This window comes from Paenibacillus sp. FSL E2-0178 (assembly GCF_038593005.1).
Lineage (GTDB): Bacteria > Bacillota > Bacilli > Paenibacillales > Paenibacillaceae > Paenibacillus_AQ > Paenibacillus_AQ phytohabitans.
Genome location: NZ_CP151953.1, coordinates 5,340,119 through 5,355,458, shown reverse-complemented (window position 1 = coordinate 5,355,458; position 15,340 = coordinate 5,340,119). Strand labels below are relative to the sequence as shown.

The following is a 15,340-nucleotide window of genomic DNA, read 5'->3' as shown; positions in this document are numbered from 1 at the left end:
AACTTTCAAGTTGCAGGATTAAGTAAGTAAACTCTTAAATTCACTCAAAAAAGGCCAGTTCCCTGGATGTTAATCTGGGAACTGGCCTTTTAACTGTTACAGGTTAAGTAATTCCGTCAGACTCCGGCAGATTTCTGCTTAGCCTCCGCAGAGGCGGCCGGCTTCTTCCGGCCCCGCCGCCCGGGCGTATGCCCCCGCTGGCGGGTTCCCGTCTGCATCCCGATGATGCTGAAGATACTGGACGGCTTGGCCTCTGCGGTTACGCTTCCGTCCGGCTCCGGCACCAGAATGATGCCGAGCTGATGGTGATCGCCATCGTAGATCGCGCGCTGGAGGTATTTGCTCTCGCCTTCGCGGTTCAGCACCTCCAGCTTGCAGAACGCCGAATTCATGCGCAGCGCCTCATGCAGCTGCGCCGCGCCGGTCAACAGGACCCCGTTGACCTTCAGCAGGACCTCGCCGGGCAGGATGCCCAGCTCCTGCCCAGGGCTGCCCGGCAGCACGGCCAGCACCTTGCGGCCGGCCGGGGGATGCACGAAGACGGGACTGATACTGCGCTCCTCCAGAGCGCTGTACCAGCTTAACCCTTCGTGCAGGAGCACTGCACTGAGCGCCGCGACCACGGTCAGCGGGCTCCACCAGTCCGCAAGCAGGCTTAAGCCGAGCAGGACGATGCTGTATACCAGCAGCCGTCCTGAAGTGCGGGCCGCCTTGCGTCCGGGCAGCATGCCCTGGGTCATCTCGCTGAAGCCGATGATGACCGGCAGGGAGACCAGGCCTAAGGCCCCGCCCAGCAGCGGATGCCAGGGCAGTTCACCGATTCCCGCACCCGGGGGAATCAGCAGGAACAGCGGCAGCGGCCAGAAGGCCTGCAGCTGGTAGCCGCCGACTACCTTGCCGCGCTTGCCGGCCAGGAAGAGCGGGGTCGCCAGCCTGGCGCCCTGCCAGCGCGCCAGCAGCGCTTCAGCCAGATGGAGCAGCGCGGCCAGCACCAGCAGCGCCGGGATATCCATCTCCCGCAGCGCCCCGGCAATCGTTCCCGCGGCTCCGCTCTGCAGCGTATCCGGAAAGAACGAAAGAACAAACTGTACAATTCCCAGCACACCTATAGAATACGCAAAGCATAAATAGCGCACACGAAAAAGCATTAATACCAGACTGACCACCCAGATGCAGGCTACAGCCGTATAGGATAAGGAGATACCCAAGGCTACAGCTGCTAAGGAAACAACAAGTCCCGCCACCCCGCCGGTCCACACTGTCCGCCATGTTTCCCGGCCCCAGCTGTGCAGCTTCACATGGATGAGCTTCCGCTCCAGCGCAACCTGCCTGCGGTAATAGAGTGCAATAAATATAAGAGCGATATAGTAATAAGGCTGAATCAGCAGATGAATGACCGCTGTACCCCAGCTAGCAAGCAGTTCCAACATCACATTCAAACCGTTCGTCACACTCCTTTTGTCCGGGACTAGTGGAAATGTATTAGGTGTCCTCTAAAATGAGCCTATGTTATCGAAGCAGCAATACTCTGTATCGCCTTCAGCTTTTAGCGTACAACATAAACTTTCTTCTATTTGTAGAAAAAAAGAAGGCTGGAATCAGCCTTCTTACTTGTTCGACGCCGTAGCCTTGATTTCCTTCCGGATCTCTTCGATTCCCTTATTCCGCTGATTGTCTTTGGCCGGGTCCTGAATGACCTTGATCAGCGCCAGCTCCAGCGCTTCTGCGGTCTTGGCATCAATCACGCCTGTTGACTTCAGCTTAGCGGCGCTCTGGAATTTCTTGACCGCTTCCTTGGTGCCCGCATCGAAATATCCATCCTTGCGGCCCGGCTTATAGCCCAGACCATCCAGCATCGTCTGTGCGCTTTTGACATCCGTGCTGTTCATATTATATTGCAGCGTTACACTCTTATTAATCGGCGCCACCGAGAAGTAATCCGGCTGGGCGACCGCAATATCCGGCTTGATGCCCTTGCCGTGAATCCAGGTGCCGTCTGGTGTCAGCCACTTGGCAATCGTAATCTTCAGCAGACTGCCGTCACCCAGTTGCTCTTCGAAGCTGGTCTGGACGGTGCCTTTTCCGAACGAGTCCTCACCGATCAGCTTTGCACCCGCAGATTGCTGCAGTGCTCCTGCCATGATCTCCGAAGCGCTCGCGCTGCCTTTGTTCATCAGCACAACTACAGGATACTTTTTACTGGATCCCTTTGAGGTGCTGACCTCGCGCTGTTTGTTTTTGTCTTCGACCTGCACGATTGCTTTGCCGGCCGGTACAAACTGCTCTGCCATTTCGATAACGACCGGCAACACACCGCCGGGGTCATTGCGGACATCAATGACAAGTCCCTTCATGCCTTGCGTTTCCAGCTTGGTCAGCTCTTCCTCGAACCGCTTCCCAGTATTCTGTGAGAATTGCGTAACCTCGATCACTCCGATATTGTCCTTCTCCATCGTAGCGTAGACCGTTTCCAGTCTCACATCATCGCGGGTAATGACGAATTCGAGCGGCTCTGCTGTACCGGTACGCTGAATCTTCAGGGTTGCATCGCTTCCCTTGGGGCCGCGGATTTTGGCTACAGCATCATTAAGCTCCAGCCCCTCCAGCGATTCCCCATTTACGGAGAGGATTACATCCTTGGCCTGAATGCCGGCCTTCTCAGCCGGTGATCCTTTGATCGGCGAGACTACAACGACCTTGCCGTTATCCGAGGAGACTTCAGCACCGATGCCCGAGAAGGAGCCTTCGATACTCTCTTCGAATCTTGCTGCCGTTTCCTTGCCCATATAGTTGGAATAAGGGTCGCCCAGTGCTTCCATCATACCGTTGACAGCGCCGTCGATCAGCTTCTCGCGGTCCACGGTCTCATAATAATTGCTCTCGATCAGGCTGAGGGCGGTACCTAGCTTCTTGGATTCCTTGTCTTGCAGTCCGGCTGTCTGCAGGACCGTCGCAATTCCCTCGCCTGCCGCTTGTCCGAATACATGCGCATAGCCGGTCACGCCCAGGGTCAGCAGGCTGCCGCACAGCAGCGCAGCGACGATCATAAAGGCCGCGGTACTCTTCTTTAACATGATGTTCCCACCGTCCCTTCTTGTCCATCTTATCACCCGCAAGGGTCCGTTCCATGAGAAACGGCATCTCTTCCAGTATATGCCGCTGAATCAAATTATATTTATTAGAGCTTAAATTTACAGATACGGCATAGGATTAACCGTCTTGCCGTCGACCCGCACTTCGAAATGCAGATGCGGTCCGGTCACGCGTCCGGTAGCACCGGATTCGGCAATCGTCTGTCCGCGCTCTACCCGTTCTCCCGGTTTCACTTTGATTCCGCCTTCGCGGATATGTCCGTACAGCGTCCATACCCCGCCGCCATGGTCAATGATTACACAATAGCCGTAACCGCTCCACCATTCCGCCACCAGGACAGTACCGGAATCCGCGGCATGAATATTCGTACCCTGCGGAACTGCAAAGTCTACGCCGGTATGCATTTTGCCGACTTCACCCGTAACCGGATGCGTCCGGACACCATACGGCGAAGAGACACGCGCCGAGCCTACCGGCAGCAGGAACGGCCCGTCACCGCCGGCATATTCCTCTACGCTGGCAATGGAGCTTCCGCCGCTGCTCGCAGACTTGGCGGCCTTGGCCGCTTTGGCTGCAGCTGCCGCCGCCCGGCGTGCCGCTTCGGCTTTGGCGGCCGCTGCCCGGCGGGCAGCTTCCTCAGCCTTGAGCTTGTCCTTCTGCTCCTCCAGGGCAGAGCGGTTGCTGGCAAGCTGCACCAGCTTGGCATTCTGCTCTTCGGAGATCACCTCAGCCTCTTGAATCTCTTCATCGTAATACGCGATAAGCTCCTGCTTCTCCGCTTCCTTCTCCTTCAGCACACTGCGCTGGGATTCCAGATCGGTATACAGCTGCTTAGCCTGGGCGTATTGGCCCTCCAGCTCCTGCTTCTTCGCGATGACCGTCTGCTTGTCCAGCTTATGCTGCACCAGCAGATCCTGATCCTGATCCACGATCATCTTCAGGGAATCGGCCCGGTCCAGGAAATCTGAGAAGCTGGTGGAGGACAGCAGCACATCCAGATAAGAGACTGCACCATCCGTGTACATCAGGCGGACACGCGATTCCAGCAGTTTTTCGCGGGAAGCCACACGTGCCTCTGCATCGTCCAGTTCAGTTGCCGTCACATTAAGCGACTCCTCCGTACTGGCGATTTTACCGGAAATGGTCGTCATCTCACCCTTCACCTGGTCAATCTGGTCCAGCACATACTGGAGATTCAGCGTCGTCTTATTCTTATAGTGCTGCGCTTCCTGATTGCGGGATGCTGCCTTCTCCTGCGCCGCCTTGGCCGCCTGGACCTCCTGCTGCAGCTGCTTCAGCTGCTTGTCAATCTCGGCAACACTTGTTTTCTTCGCATATCCGTCAGAGGGCCCGAACATTGTGACAGCCAGCAACATTACGGCTATTCCGGCGACAATCTTCTTCAAATCGCACTCCCCGTCCTTTGTTCAAATGTGAATTTTATCTATGCTATACCTTCAGGAACTTGCGGATCGACACGGTACTTCCCCACACACCAATCAATACTCCGAGGCCAACCAGCAGTCCGCAGAGCAGCAGCCAGATATCCTCAAAAGGAATCAGCTGCAGCCCAAGCATCGGATCTCCCTGCACCGAAGAGACCAGACTGCTATAGCCCACATACAGCGCACCCGAAGTAACCAGCGAGCCGATCAGCCCGATGAGCGCTCCTTCAATAAAGAACGGCCAGCGGATAAAATAATTCGTTGCCCCTACGAGCTTCATGATGCCGATTTCCTTGCGGCGGGCGAGAATCGTTACGCGGATGGTGTTCGAGATCAGGAACATGGACATCAGCGCCAGACCTGCCACAAAAATAAACCCGATGTTGCGCACAGCCTTAGTTACTTTAAACAAGGTCTCCACCGAGCCTTTGCCATAATTCACTTTGTAGATCGGCTGCTCTTCATGGGTCTTGTTCAGTGCTTCTATCTTCTCAGCTACAAACGGAACAGTTGTCGGCTCGATCACCTCTACGAGCAGCTTGTCCGGCAGCGGATTATTATCTTCATCGAAGCCTTCCAGGAGCTCGGCGGCATCCGGCCCCATATCTTCACGGAATTCCTTCAGACCCTGTTCTTTGGAGACGAACTCCACCTTGCTGACTTCCGGCATACTGCCGATTTCGTTTTCCAGCTTCTCCCGCATTTTCTGGTCCGTATTCAGCGTCAGATGCACGTTGATCTGCACCTGGCTGTCTGCTTTGTCCGCTACTTCATTGACATTGAGCACCAGCAATATAAACACTCCGAGCACGAAGAGAGAGACAACGATGGACGTGATGGAGGCCACTGACATCCAGCCGTTGCGGAATACGTTTTTGAAGCCTTCCCGCACATGCCGCAAGAAGGTTTTAAAACTCATAACCGTAATCCCCTCTCAATTGGTCTCTGACAATCGCCCCGTTCTCAATAGCCAGCACCCGTTTGCGCATTTTGTTGACAATATCCCTGTTGTGGGTAGCCATTACGATCGTTGTTCCGCGAAAATTAATCTCATCCAGCAGCTGCATAATGCCCCAGGAGGTCTCCGGGTCCAGGTTGCCTGTAGGCTCGTCCGCAATAATGACGGAAGGATTGTTGACAATGGCTCTGGCAATGGCGATCCGCTGCTGCTCTCCCCCTGAGAGCTGTGAGGGCTCACGTCCCGCTTTGCTGCGCAGTCCCACCAGATCGAGCACTTCATTCACGCGTTTCTTGATAACCTTCTTCGGCGCCTCGATAACCTCCATGGCAAAAGCGACATTCTCATAAGCAGTCATCTTCGGCAGCAGGCGGAAATCCTGAAACACCACGCCGATGTTGCGGCGGACATAAGGAATCTTGCGGGGCTTGAGCTTGCCGATATTGAACCCGCCTACAGAGATCTGTCCTTTGGTCGGTGTTTCTTCTCTATAAATTAATTTCATGAACGTTGATTTACCTGCGCCGGACGGTCCGACGACATACACGAACTCATTACGGTCGATCTTGACAGATATCCCCTGGAGCGCATGGGTTCCGTTAGGATAGGTCTTCCATACATCCTGCATCTCGATCATCTTTTCACTTCCCGATTCTGACATATTCCGCCGGGCCTTGTCCACCGGGCACCAAACTGCGGAGGCTTCCATAAACTGCATTATTATCGCAGGCGTATCTATTGTAACAAATCCCTAACCCCTTGAGTACCCGAAAGTTTTACCGAATCCTTACATATACATAAAAATATCAGGTTTACTCCAGCTCTTGCTCTTATATATATCGGCATTCCCAGGCGTTCCTTAACACTTGTGTCCATGGCCCGCGCCGCTTCCGGCGCAAATCCGCCCCTACAGAAGGAGATTGCTTATGAAAAAAGTACACGCTGCCCTCATCGCGGGTTTCGGCCTGATTCTGGCCGGCTCGCTGGTTGCCGGAGGGTTTCATTTATATGGCACCCAGACCACCCTGCCCAAGGGAACTGCAATTGCCGGCTGGGATATCAGCGGCCGGGACATCACCGAGGTGCGGGCCGCACTGGAGGCAAGACTTCAGGCGCTGGAAGCTACGCCGCTCACCCTGAAGGCCAAGGGGGATACCGGGCTGAGTGTCTCACTGCAGCAGGCAGGGGTAACCTATGAAGCCCAGGAATTCCGGCGCGCCCTGAAGACGCTGACGGACGGTCCGCTAATGGACCGGGTACAGGCCCGGTATAATTGGAACGGGAACTGGAATATCGGAATTCATCTGGAGATTTCGCAGCTCATGAACAGCCTAAGTCCGGCCTGGGAAAAAGAATCCTTCGGCGTTCCTGTCGACGCGGTGCGGCAGATTACCAGTGATGACCGTGTCGTCTATACTCCCGGGACCACCTCCTTCGAGGTAGACTGGCATGCGCTGGAGCTTGCCCTGCAGGCGGCCCTGCCAACCCGTCTTGCCGGCAACGGGGCACTGGAGGGGGAGCGCATTTTGCTGGAGGTGCCCTTAACGGTCAAGCAGCCGAATGTCACGCTGCAGGCGCTCAAGGATCAGGGCATCGAGCGCAAAATCACCCAGTTCAGCACCTCACTCGGGGCCAGCGGACCCGGGCGCAGCTTCAATGTGGAGGCTGCCGCCAAAGCCGTCAACGGGACCATACTGCCGCCTGGCGCTATTTTCGATTACGGAAAAGCGATCCAGAAGGCCCAGGCGGAATATGGCTTCCGCGAGGCTCCGGTGATTGTAAACGGCAAGCTGCAGCCCGGCACAGGCGGGGGAATCTGCCAGGTCTCCAGCACCCTGTATAATGCCGCGCTGCGCTCCGGGCTTGAGATCGTTGAACGGCGCAACCATTCTCTTCCGGTCAGCTACCTGCCCAAGGGCCAGGATGCCACTTTTGCCGAGGGCTATATTAACTTCCGCTTCCGCAACAATACCGGCAAATATCTGATTATCAAATCCACAGTCCAGGGGCGCATGCTGACCGTCAAGCTGTTCGGCACCTTCCCGAAGAACGTCACCTATTCCGTGGAGTCACGCACTGTTGAGGTACTTCCTCCCACCGACAAGTATGTGAGCGATGCCTCACTCCCCCGGGGCGGAACAAGGGTACTGCAGGCCGGCAAAACCGGCTATGTAGTGGAAACTTATATTACCCGCTATGTTGACGGCAAAGCCATGGAGAAGAACAAGCTCTCCCGTGATGTCTACTACGCCCAGAAACGCGTCATTGCCATCAACCGCGGCGGCATGAGCAAATCTGCGCAGCCGGAATCCCCGGGCAGACAGCTGGTGGAGGACGGAGTAAAGGGCCAATAAGCTACTGCAAGTAAAAACGGCTGTGCCCTCCTTGTAAAAGGGAGGCACAGCCGTTCGTGCGTAACATTAGGCGGAAACTCAAACTGTAGTCCAAGCATGCTTTTTAATAAATAATGGCATCCTTTACATAGGGCTTACCCGGGAAGCCATTATAATTTACGATTGCGCGCTACAGTTGAAGTAGACCTCTTCAGAAAGGATGAATTCTTATGACAACAGCATCAACAACCGATCTGTCCGCGATCCTCCGCCAGGCTCCGGCTGTGCTGCCATCCCTTACCTGCCGCGAAGCTCTGAGGGTATTGTTCCAGCATCCGGAGTCCAAATGCATCGTCGTCCGCAGCAGCAGCAATGAACCCGTGGGACTGATTATGTGCGAACGCTTCTTCCTCAAGGCTACAGGCCGGATGGGTATGGACAGATTCTACCATGAACCTGTATCCCAGCTGATGAACCGCAAACCTCTGGTGGCCGACATCTCCACCCCGGCTGAATTACTCTGGGCCGAAGCCATGCAGCGTCCCGAACCGATGAGAAACGACTGCATTATCGTGACCGATCAAGGCCGGATTGCCGGTATTCTTCATCCTGCGGAGCTGCTGCACTGAGTGCGGCAGAGCTGTTGGCCTCTTAGTTATGCACAGTTCCTTACCATCCCTGTACTAGAACACCGTAGCCGGCGAGACATCAATTCTCCAGTATCCGCTTACCTTTTTGAGTTTCACCACTACATTCTCATTCACACCTGTCGTTCCTGCTGGCGGTACGCTGAGCTCGAACACTGCTGTCTGTGCAGTTTTTGAAACCATCCGGGCTGTGGCTCTGCTGTAATCCAGCGTGTTGCCCAGATCTACATTAGGCTGCGCCATTCTTCCGTTATACTCCAGAAATTGAGTCTGTAGATAGAAAGCTGCGGCGTTGTGGGTGTAGGCCCGTTTAATATAGTTCATCAGCTGCTGCTTGCTGCCAAGATCACTGGAGAGATAACGGTACTCTACTGTATTATAATTAAACAACTCAGGATTGAATTCACTGCCCCCCCGGCTTGCATACGCGTATATCGCCTTCGCATGAACCATGAGTGGAATAATACTCTTCTCGGTCAAATTATTGATTGTAGCGGGACCTTCCTTGCCTGGTGCAGACACTGCTACTGTTCTTACTCCCTCTATTCCCACCGCTGGCGAAGCCGCGAGCGCTCCGCTTCCCGCAGAAACCAGACCCAATGATAGTGCTAATGAACCGATCAACATTTTTTTGTTCATTCTGAATGCCTCCTTGTAATCCTGTTTTATAAATTGAAGAACTATTTCTCTCCAACTGCTGCGATAAGTACTATATAACTTACGATAGCCCGTAAGCTAAAATACCCAATACTACCCCATGTGTAAACGGTTATACCCCAAAACAGCATAAAAAAGCTCCGCCCTCCTGTTTATAGGGGCCAGAGCTGGAATAAATGGAACTATATAGCATGAATCACCTTAATTACTGAGGCTGTGACGCAGCTGCTTCAGCTTCATAGTAAGCCGTAAAGGAAACATTCGCGGTCAGAATACTGCCCGGTTTCGTCAGTGTAGGGAATTCGTATGGCTGCTGAAAGGAAAAGGAGTCTACAGTGATGATACGCGGAAGGTCATGTAGCTGCTTTAACCATTCGTGAATCTCTGCATAGCCGCCTTCTACAATGGCCGCCATTTTAATTTCTTTCAGGCTACTGGTAGCCTCCGGGGGAATCCCCGTCCACCCACTAATTCCGTTAGTCTCTGTTAGCGAGAATCCAATATCCTTCAATCTGGCGTGGGAGCTGTTGCCAATGCTTTTCAAATCCAGAATCAGCCCCTCGCTGTCATCGCCCTGCGGGATTGCTGCCAAGGCAGTGTCTTCACTTGAATCCGGCCCAGCTTCTGCACTTTTAAGCTCATTGATCTTATTCGCCAGAATTTCTTTTTCCTGCTGGAGCATCGAAAACTCATTGTTTTGCAGGGCTATGTCATTATTCACCGGACGTATGGCGAACATATAGAAAGCAAACAGAATCAGGAACAAAACGAGCAACCCTAGTACGATGGACGAACGGTATTTATTGATTTGTTCCACTGCTATCCGTTCCTCCTTCAGCCGGTGTCTGGGCGTCTACATTCTGTTCTGCCACAGGTGTCATATCCACCCTGTAGACAGCGGTGTATTTGGCAAGAGAATTGCCGGAATTCTGAGTTCCTTCTGTCAGCTTCTGAATAGAGGCTCCCTTGGAGAACGACATCTGACGTAATGCAGTCAAATAAGTTGTGCTATGCTCCATTGCCGTGAAGTTCACTGAAAGGGCAATTTCTCCATGGAACGAATAATTAATGTCCCTGATGACTGCGCCATAGGGAAGACCCGCCTGCAATTCGTCGAGAACGGCGGCGGCATCCGAACGGTTGGCCGACATCGCTTCAATAACAGCTGTCCGATCAAGACCTCCCGAGGATGGATTGCTGTTGTTTAATCCGGCTAACTCTGCCTGAAGCATTGCATTCTGATCCTGATAAGCTTGAATCTGTTCGCTCCGCTCCGCATATTGCCCCTGGGCAGATGCATATAGAATGCCTGTCCCGGCTACACCCAGAATCCATATTGCCGCTAAGGATATAGCGAAATAGGGAAAAACAATCATTTCACGGTCTTCACGGGGCAGCAGATTAATGCTGCGGATTTTGTTGTCACGCAGTGCCGCTCCGGCAGCAATCCTGTAATCATTAAGACTACTATCCGGCTTCGCCCCTTGTGAGAATTGGTCCACTGCGATCGGTGCAATTGCCATCTCCGGAAGCGCTAATTGAAGTTCCTGCTGCAGCTGTACCCGCATCTCCGGAGACCCGGTAATCAGCATCTCTGTAATCCGCGTGGAACCATCATGCAGACTGTACTGATAGAAGCTGAGCATACGGGAAATTTCTGCTGTTATTTCTACGACTTGCTCGGTAGAGAGGTATTCCTGTGACGCAGCTGCAACTTCGGATTCAGCCGGGAATGGCAGCTCCTTTTGGAGGTTCAGCGGCTGCTCATGCGTCAGATCTACCAGGTTAATGGTTCTCATGAACACAGGATTACCACTGCGGAACATATAAATATCCAGCAAAGATTGCTCCAGGTGAATCAGCATCGTCTCACTGAATTCATGTCCATAACCTGCCACAATACTTCGCGCAAGCGCAGTGGCTGTTACTTCTACACTCCTGATCCGCAGACCGGCAGCTTCGAGAACATCCACATAATCCTGAACAACCTTACGCGGCGCAGCAAAAATGATTAACTGGCTTTGGCCCTCATCCTGACCGGTAATCACATAATCATATACCGGATTCTCAAACGGCAGATGCAGGCCGGTTTCAACCTCCAGCTTCACAAGCTGGTCAATCTGCTTGTCGCCGATACTGGGAATCATCATCTTACGGACAATCATTTGTGAGGGAGGAATCGACAGATCCACTACACTGCCGCGCAGGCCCTTATTTTTGACCCATTGCTTCAACCGGTCAAGCAGAGCCTCCCTGTCAGCAATCTGATTCTCTACAATCATCCCCGGAAGCAGGGAGATGAATTTCTTTTTATGAACCTGCTTATTGTTATTCTTGAAGCTGATATAGCGGATTCCAGTCTGCTCAATGGAGATACCGGCCGCTCTATGACCTAATCCAAACATGCTCTAGAGTTCCTCCTAACGAATGAGCGCAAGATAACCGCTGATAAGATGTGACCCGTATGAGAAGGCAAGTAGCGCTCCTGCTGCCAGCCAGGGTCCAAAAGGAATATGCTGCTTGCGCTGAATGCGTCCGGTAAGCAATAAAGTACCGCCAACCATCGTCCCTAACAGGCAGGCGATCAGAAAGGCCAGAATGACATTAGGGAATCCCAGCACCAGACCCAGCAATACCATCAGCTTCACATCCCCCATGCCCATTCCGCCAAACAAGGCTAATAATAAGAGAATACCACCACCCGACGCCGCTCCCAGCAGATGAGAGACTAGCGACGTTTCAGGAAACAGCAGCACTGCTATAGAGAGTAATGGGAGAAAAAACAGCAGAACCTTATTCGGAATCCGCATAAACTTAAGATCGGCTACCGTTACAATAACCGCCAGACTGACCAATAGAAAACCAATAATCCCCTTGCCCGTCAGGCCAAACTGCAGGTATATCCATAGAAATAATAAGCCTGTCGCTAGTTCACCAAGCATATATAACGGTGATATCCTGCTCCCGCAATGCCGGCACTTACCCTGAGTAAACAAATAGCTTAGGACAGGCACGAGATCTCTTGCTTTCAGTTGTGTATTGCAGCTTGGACAATGCGAGGGCGGCCGCAGCAGCGATTCGCCTGCCGGTATACGCAAGCCTACTACATTAAAAAATGAGCCCAGAATCAGACCGATAAGCGTGATGTAACAAGCTAGAAAAATCGTCATGGTTCAACGGTTCCTGTCTGGTGAATTTTAAAAAAGGAATCGGGAATTCCGATTCCTTGGTGTAATGTACTCAACTTTCATATAACATTCTCAAAAGTTATAACTATCTCTTAGCTTTGAGGATTTGATCTGGTGTAAATAACCCCGCTGCATCGGCAGCTGAAGAAATAGGTGTAATCGTTACTCCAGTTAAAGCGCCACTTTCATCAAAGGTAACTGTGCCTCCCGTAATTGCGGTTTTTGTACTTGGTAAGTATATAGGGCTTTCAAGATATCCTTTATTTTGAAGTGTATCTGCAGTTGCCTTAGGCCCAATTGTTATTGTAAGTCCTCCAGTTTGAGCAAAGACCCCTCCTTTTTCTCCAACGACATAAAGGCGGGCTGCATCATAGATCTGTCTTGCCGTAGCCACATCAGAATCTTTCTTTGAATTTTCTATAATGTTACTAATTAACGGAACTGCAATTACTGCAATAACCCCCAAAATAACAATAACAGCCAATAACTCAATCAACGTAAATCCTTTTTCCTCTTTAACCGCCTTGCCCAATTTCTTGCGAATTGCTTGTGCCAACATGCCGTTTCCCCCTTATAAATGATGTTATTGAATAAGACCGATACTCCGTTATTCCGCAGTCAATCGATGCCTTACTACTCTGATGGAAATGTACTTGTCTTATCCCAGCTAGTTGGGAAGCCTACTTATACTTAAGCCCCCGGTCCGCCTGCTTGGCGTCACCCCTCTCAATTTACACAAGGAACACCACACTCAAATATTGCTGTAAATACTAAACATCGGCAGCATAATTGAAGCTACTATGATTCCAACCACCCCTGCCAGAAAAGCAATAAGCAACGGCTCAAGCAGTGATTTTAAGCGATCTACTGTATTTTCAACATCCATTTCATAGAAATCAGCTACCTTGGCGAGCATCTGATCCAGCGCCCCCGTCTCCTCACCGATAGCAATCATCTGCGTAACTAGCGGCGGAAATACCCAGGCCTTCTTCAACGGCTCTGACAACGGCTTACCTTGACGCAGAGAATCACTAGCCTTGCGGAGATATCCGCCAATTACCCGGTTACCTGCCACTTCTTCCACAATCGCGAGCGATTGAAGAATAGGCACGGAGCTGGCATACAACGAAGAGAAGGTTCGCGTGAACTGCGCAATGGAGCCTTTTTGATTCAGCTTGCCGAACACCGGAATCTTGAGCTTTGCATAATCAAGCGCATACGCACCACGTTCTGTCCGTTTGGCAAATTGATAAGCAATGACAATTAAAATAATAGCTATTAGCCAAATATACCATTGCCCCTGAATGCTTTTGCTGAGTGCCAGTACCATCTTGGTAATAGCGGGCAGTTCAGCGTCCATGGACTCAAACATGCTGACGAACTGGGGCACAATCGCCCAGAGAAGGTATACCACGGCCGCAATGGCCATAACTCCAACGGTGATTGGATAAGTGAGTGCTGATTTGATCTTCTCGGTGGTTGTATGCTGCTTCTCGAAATATACAGCAAGCCGCTCAAGCGTTCCTTCCAGATCTCCTGTTTCTTCACCCGCGCGAATCATACTGACGAAGAGGGGCGGGAATATCTTTTTATGGTCCTGAATCGCTTGCGAGAACGCCGTCCCTCTTAACAAGCTGGAATTCACCTCCAGCAATGCCTTGCGTAGAGGTTTACTCTCCGTCTGCTCTGCTAATATTCGGGTGGCATCCACGATAGAAACACCAGCACGCATCAGTGTTGCAAACTGGCGGCAATAAATAATGAAATGAATCGTCTTGACCGGGTTCCCGATGTAAATCTCCATAGACAGGATCGTAGTTTTGCGTTCTACAAGCGAGAACACTGTCAGTCCGCGTTTACGGAGCTCTTCCATCGCTATGGCCTTGTCCGTTGCAGTGAGCTTCCCCTTCAATTGCTTTCCGGCATGAGTCTTAACCTGATATTCGAACTGCGGCATCAGCTTCCCACCTCCGTGAGATAAGCACTGGCAGCTTCGGGTTTAATAAGCCCATACTGCAATTGTTCACGGATATTCATTTCAAGCGTATGCATTCCGAGTGAACGCCCGGTTTGCATCACATTTTTAAGCTGATGGGTCTTTTCCGTTCGAATGAGATTAGCCACAGCCGGAGTATTGATTAGCAGTTCCGTTGCGCTCAGCCGCCCCCGGCCTCCTGCCCGAGGGAACAGCCGCTGCGAGAGTACCGCCAGCAGAACCGAGGCCAGCTGTGAACGGATCTGACCTTGCTGATGGCCTGGAAACGTATCAATAATCCGGTCGATCGTCTGCGGTGCATCTGTCGTATGTAGAGTGGCCATCACAAGGTGTCCGGTCTCCGCAGCCGTAACTGCTGCCGACATCGTCTCCAGATCGCGCATCTCGCCTACCAGAATCACATCAGGATCCTGCCGGAGTGCAGCCCGTAATCCGCTGGAGAAGCTGCCCGTGTCACTTCCCACCTCACGCTGATCTATTAAACAAGTGCCGTGGGTATGCAGGAATTCTATCGGATCTTCCAGAGTCACAATATGCTTGCGTTCTGTCCTGTTGATATGATTCAGCATTGCGGCAAGTGTTGAGGATTTACCGCTGCCTGTGGGACCCGTCACTAATATTAATCCTTGCGGCTTCATGGCAAGACTGGAAAGTATGGGAGGCAATGATAAATGTTCAAGAGTTGGGATCTCTACAGGTATTGCCCGCGCTGCTATACTGACTTCCCCTCTTTGCCTATACACATTGACACGATACCGGACTCCGTTGTCCAGAGGATAAGAGAAATCTATTTCTCCAATATCGCGGAATATTCCACTCCTGCCGCTGCCAAGCAAAGTATCCGCCATGCTTGCAGATTCTTCGGGGACGATATTCTCTCCCTCCAGCGTATGAAGCATTCCATCGATCCGGATAACCGGTGGCGATCCAACAGATATGTGCAGATCCGAAGCTTTGGAAGTAAAGGCCATGTGCAGCAGCTGAACAATATCACGATTGAATAATGGCATTCTTACTCCCCCT

At 52.1% G+C, this 15,340-nt stretch carries 14 protein-coding genes; 2 read left to right on the top strand and 12 right to left on the bottom strand.

Features of this window, described 5'->3' with window-relative positions; translation table 11 throughout:
* Positions 1-116: 116 nt before the first annotated feature.
* The 5 genes from MHI42_RS23280 to ftsE all read right to left on the bottom strand — a co-directional run bounded on the left by MHI42_RS23280 (position 117) and on the right by ftsE (position 6,133).
* Positions 117-1,430: a PDZ domain-containing protein gene (locus MHI42_RS23280; protein ID WP_342424790.1), complete on the bottom strand. Its 1,314-nt coding sequence runs from the start codon at positions 1,428-1,430 to the stop codon at positions 117-119.
* Between the two features lie 177 nt (positions 1,431-1,607).
* Positions 1,608-3,074 carry a S41 family peptidase gene (locus tag MHI42_RS23275; protein WP_076246471.1) on the bottom strand — a complete coding sequence of 489 codons (1,467 nt, stop codon included), beginning with the start codon at positions 3,072-3,074 and terminating at the stop codon, positions 1,608-1,610.
* Between the two features lie 117 nt (positions 3,075-3,191).
* Positions 3,192-4,499: a M23 family metallopeptidase gene (locus MHI42_RS23270; protein WP_042140202.1), complete on the bottom strand. Its 1,308-nt coding sequence runs from the start codon at positions 4,497-4,499 to the stop codon at positions 3,192-3,194.
* 43 nt (positions 4,500-4,542) lie between these two features.
* A complete protein-coding gene (gene ftsX, locus MHI42_RS23265; protein ID WP_171717110.1) occupies positions 4,543-5,457 on the bottom strand; it encodes a permease-like cell division protein FtsX in 915 nt (304 codons plus the stop codon).
* Positions 5,447-6,133, bottom strand: coding sequence for a cell division ATP-binding protein FtsE (ftsE, locus tag MHI42_RS23260; protein WP_171717111.1), 687 nt, complete (start codon positions 6,131-6,133; stop codon positions 5,447-5,449). Before ftsE ends, ftsX begins: the two co-directional genes overlap by 11 nt.
* A 289-nt stretch (positions 6,134-6,422) precedes the next feature.
* Between ftsE and MHI42_RS23255 the strand changes: the two genes are divergently transcribed.
* Positions 6,423-7,850 (top strand): VanW family protein, encoded by a 1,428-nt coding sequence (locus tag MHI42_RS23255; RefSeq protein ID WP_342420797.1) that lies wholly within the window; start codon positions 6,423-6,425, stop codon positions 7,848-7,850.
* Positions 7,851-8,059: 209 nt separating this feature from the next.
* Entirely contained in the window at positions 8,060-8,458 is a 399-nt protein-coding gene (locus MHI42_RS23250) for a CBS domain-containing protein (RefSeq protein ID WP_342420796.1), read from the top strand.
* Between the two features lie 54 nt (positions 8,459-8,512).
* Here the strand turns inward: MHI42_RS23250 and MHI42_RS23245 are convergent, their stop codons facing one another.
* The 7 genes from MHI42_RS23245 to MHI42_RS23215 all read right to left on the bottom strand — a co-directional run bounded on the left by MHI42_RS23245 (position 8,513) and on the right by MHI42_RS23215 (position 15,327).
* Positions 8,513-9,115 (bottom strand): DL-endopeptidase inhibitor IseA family protein, encoded by a 603-nt coding sequence (locus tag MHI42_RS23245; protein WP_342420795.1) that lies wholly within the window; start codon positions 9,113-9,115, stop codon positions 8,513-8,515.
* A gap of 223 nt (positions 9,116-9,338) precedes the next feature.
* Entirely contained in the window at positions 9,339-9,950 is a 612-nt protein-coding gene (gene pilO, locus MHI42_RS23240) for a type 4a pilus biogenesis protein PilO (protein ID WP_171717116.1), read from the bottom strand.
* The gene (gene pilM, locus MHI42_RS23235) at positions 9,934-11,538 is read right to left on the bottom strand and encodes a pilus assembly protein PilM (RefSeq protein ID WP_342420794.1); all 1,605 of its coding nucleotides are present in this window, start codon (positions 11,536-11,538) and stop codon (positions 9,934-9,936) included. Before pilM ends, pilO begins: the two co-directional genes overlap by 17 nt.
* Before the next feature lie 15 nt (positions 11,539-11,553).
* A complete protein-coding gene (locus MHI42_RS23230; RefSeq protein ID WP_342420793.1) occupies positions 11,554-12,303 on the bottom strand; it encodes a prepilin peptidase in 750 nt (249 codons plus the stop codon).
* A gap of 103 nt (positions 12,304-12,406) precedes the next feature.
* On the bottom strand, positions 12,407-12,880 hold the full coding sequence (locus MHI42_RS23225; RefSeq protein WP_342420792.1) for a type II secretion system protein: 474 nt from the start codon (positions 12,878-12,880) through the stop codon (positions 12,407-12,409).
* A 192-nt stretch (positions 12,881-13,072) separates the two neighbouring features.
* Positions 13,073-14,278, bottom strand: coding sequence for a type II secretion system F family protein (locus MHI42_RS23220; RefSeq protein ID WP_342420791.1), 1,206 nt, complete (start codon positions 14,276-14,278; stop codon positions 13,073-13,075).
* On the bottom strand, positions 14,278-15,327 hold the full coding sequence (locus MHI42_RS23215) for a type IV pilus twitching motility protein PilT (RefSeq protein ID WP_342420790.1): 1,050 nt from the start codon (positions 15,325-15,327) through the stop codon (positions 14,278-14,280). Before MHI42_RS23215 ends, MHI42_RS23220 begins: the two co-directional genes overlap by 1 nt.
* Positions 15,328-15,340 lie beyond the last annotated feature (13 nt).

Excerpts from the sequence above, each read along its gene's own strand:
- MHI42_RS23280 (WP_342424790.1), bottom strand. The coding sequence starts at position 1,430 with ATGTTGGAACTGCTTGCTAGCTGGGGTACAGCGGTCATTCATCTGCTG.
- MHI42_RS23275 (WP_076246471.1), bottom strand. The coding sequence starts at position 3,074 with ATGTTAAAGAAGAGTACCGCGGCCTTTATGATCGTCGCTGCGCTGCTG.
- ftsX (WP_171717110.1), bottom strand. The coding sequence starts at position 5,457 with ATGAGTTTTAAAACCTTCTTGCGGCATGTGCGGGAAGGCTTCAAAAAC.
- ftsE (WP_171717111.1), bottom strand. The coding sequence starts at position 6,133 with ATGATCGAGATGCAGGATGTATGGAAGACCTATCCTAACGGAACCCAT.
- MHI42_RS23255 (WP_342420797.1), top strand. The coding sequence starts at position 6,423 with ATGAAAAAAGTACACGCTGCCCTCATCGCGGGTTTCGGCCTGATTCTG.
- MHI42_RS23250 (WP_342420796.1), top strand. The coding sequence starts at position 8,060 with ATGACAACAGCATCAACAACCGATCTGTCCGCGATCCTCCGCCAGGCT.
- MHI42_RS23245 (WP_342420795.1), bottom strand. The coding sequence starts at position 9,115 with ATGAACAAAAAAATGTTGATCGGTTCATTAGCACTATCATTGGGTCTG.
- pilM (WP_342420794.1), bottom strand. The coding sequence starts at position 11,538 with ATGTTTGGATTAGGTCATAGAGCGGCCGGTATCTCCATTGAGCAGACT.
- MHI42_RS23230 (WP_342420793.1), bottom strand. The coding sequence starts at position 12,303 with ATGACGATTTTTCTAGCTTGTTACATCACGCTTATCGGTCTGATTCTG.
- MHI42_RS23225 (WP_342420792.1), bottom strand. The coding sequence starts at position 12,880 with ATGTTGGCACAAGCAATTCGCAAGAAATTGGGCAAGGCGGTTAAAGAG.
- MHI42_RS23220 (WP_342420791.1), bottom strand. The coding sequence starts at position 14,278 with ATGCCGCAGTTCGAATATCAGGTTAAGACTCATGCCGGAAAGCAATTG.
- MHI42_RS23215 (WP_342420790.1), bottom strand. The coding sequence starts at position 15,327 with ATGCCATTATTCAATCGTGATATTGTTCAGCTGCTGCACATGGCCTTT.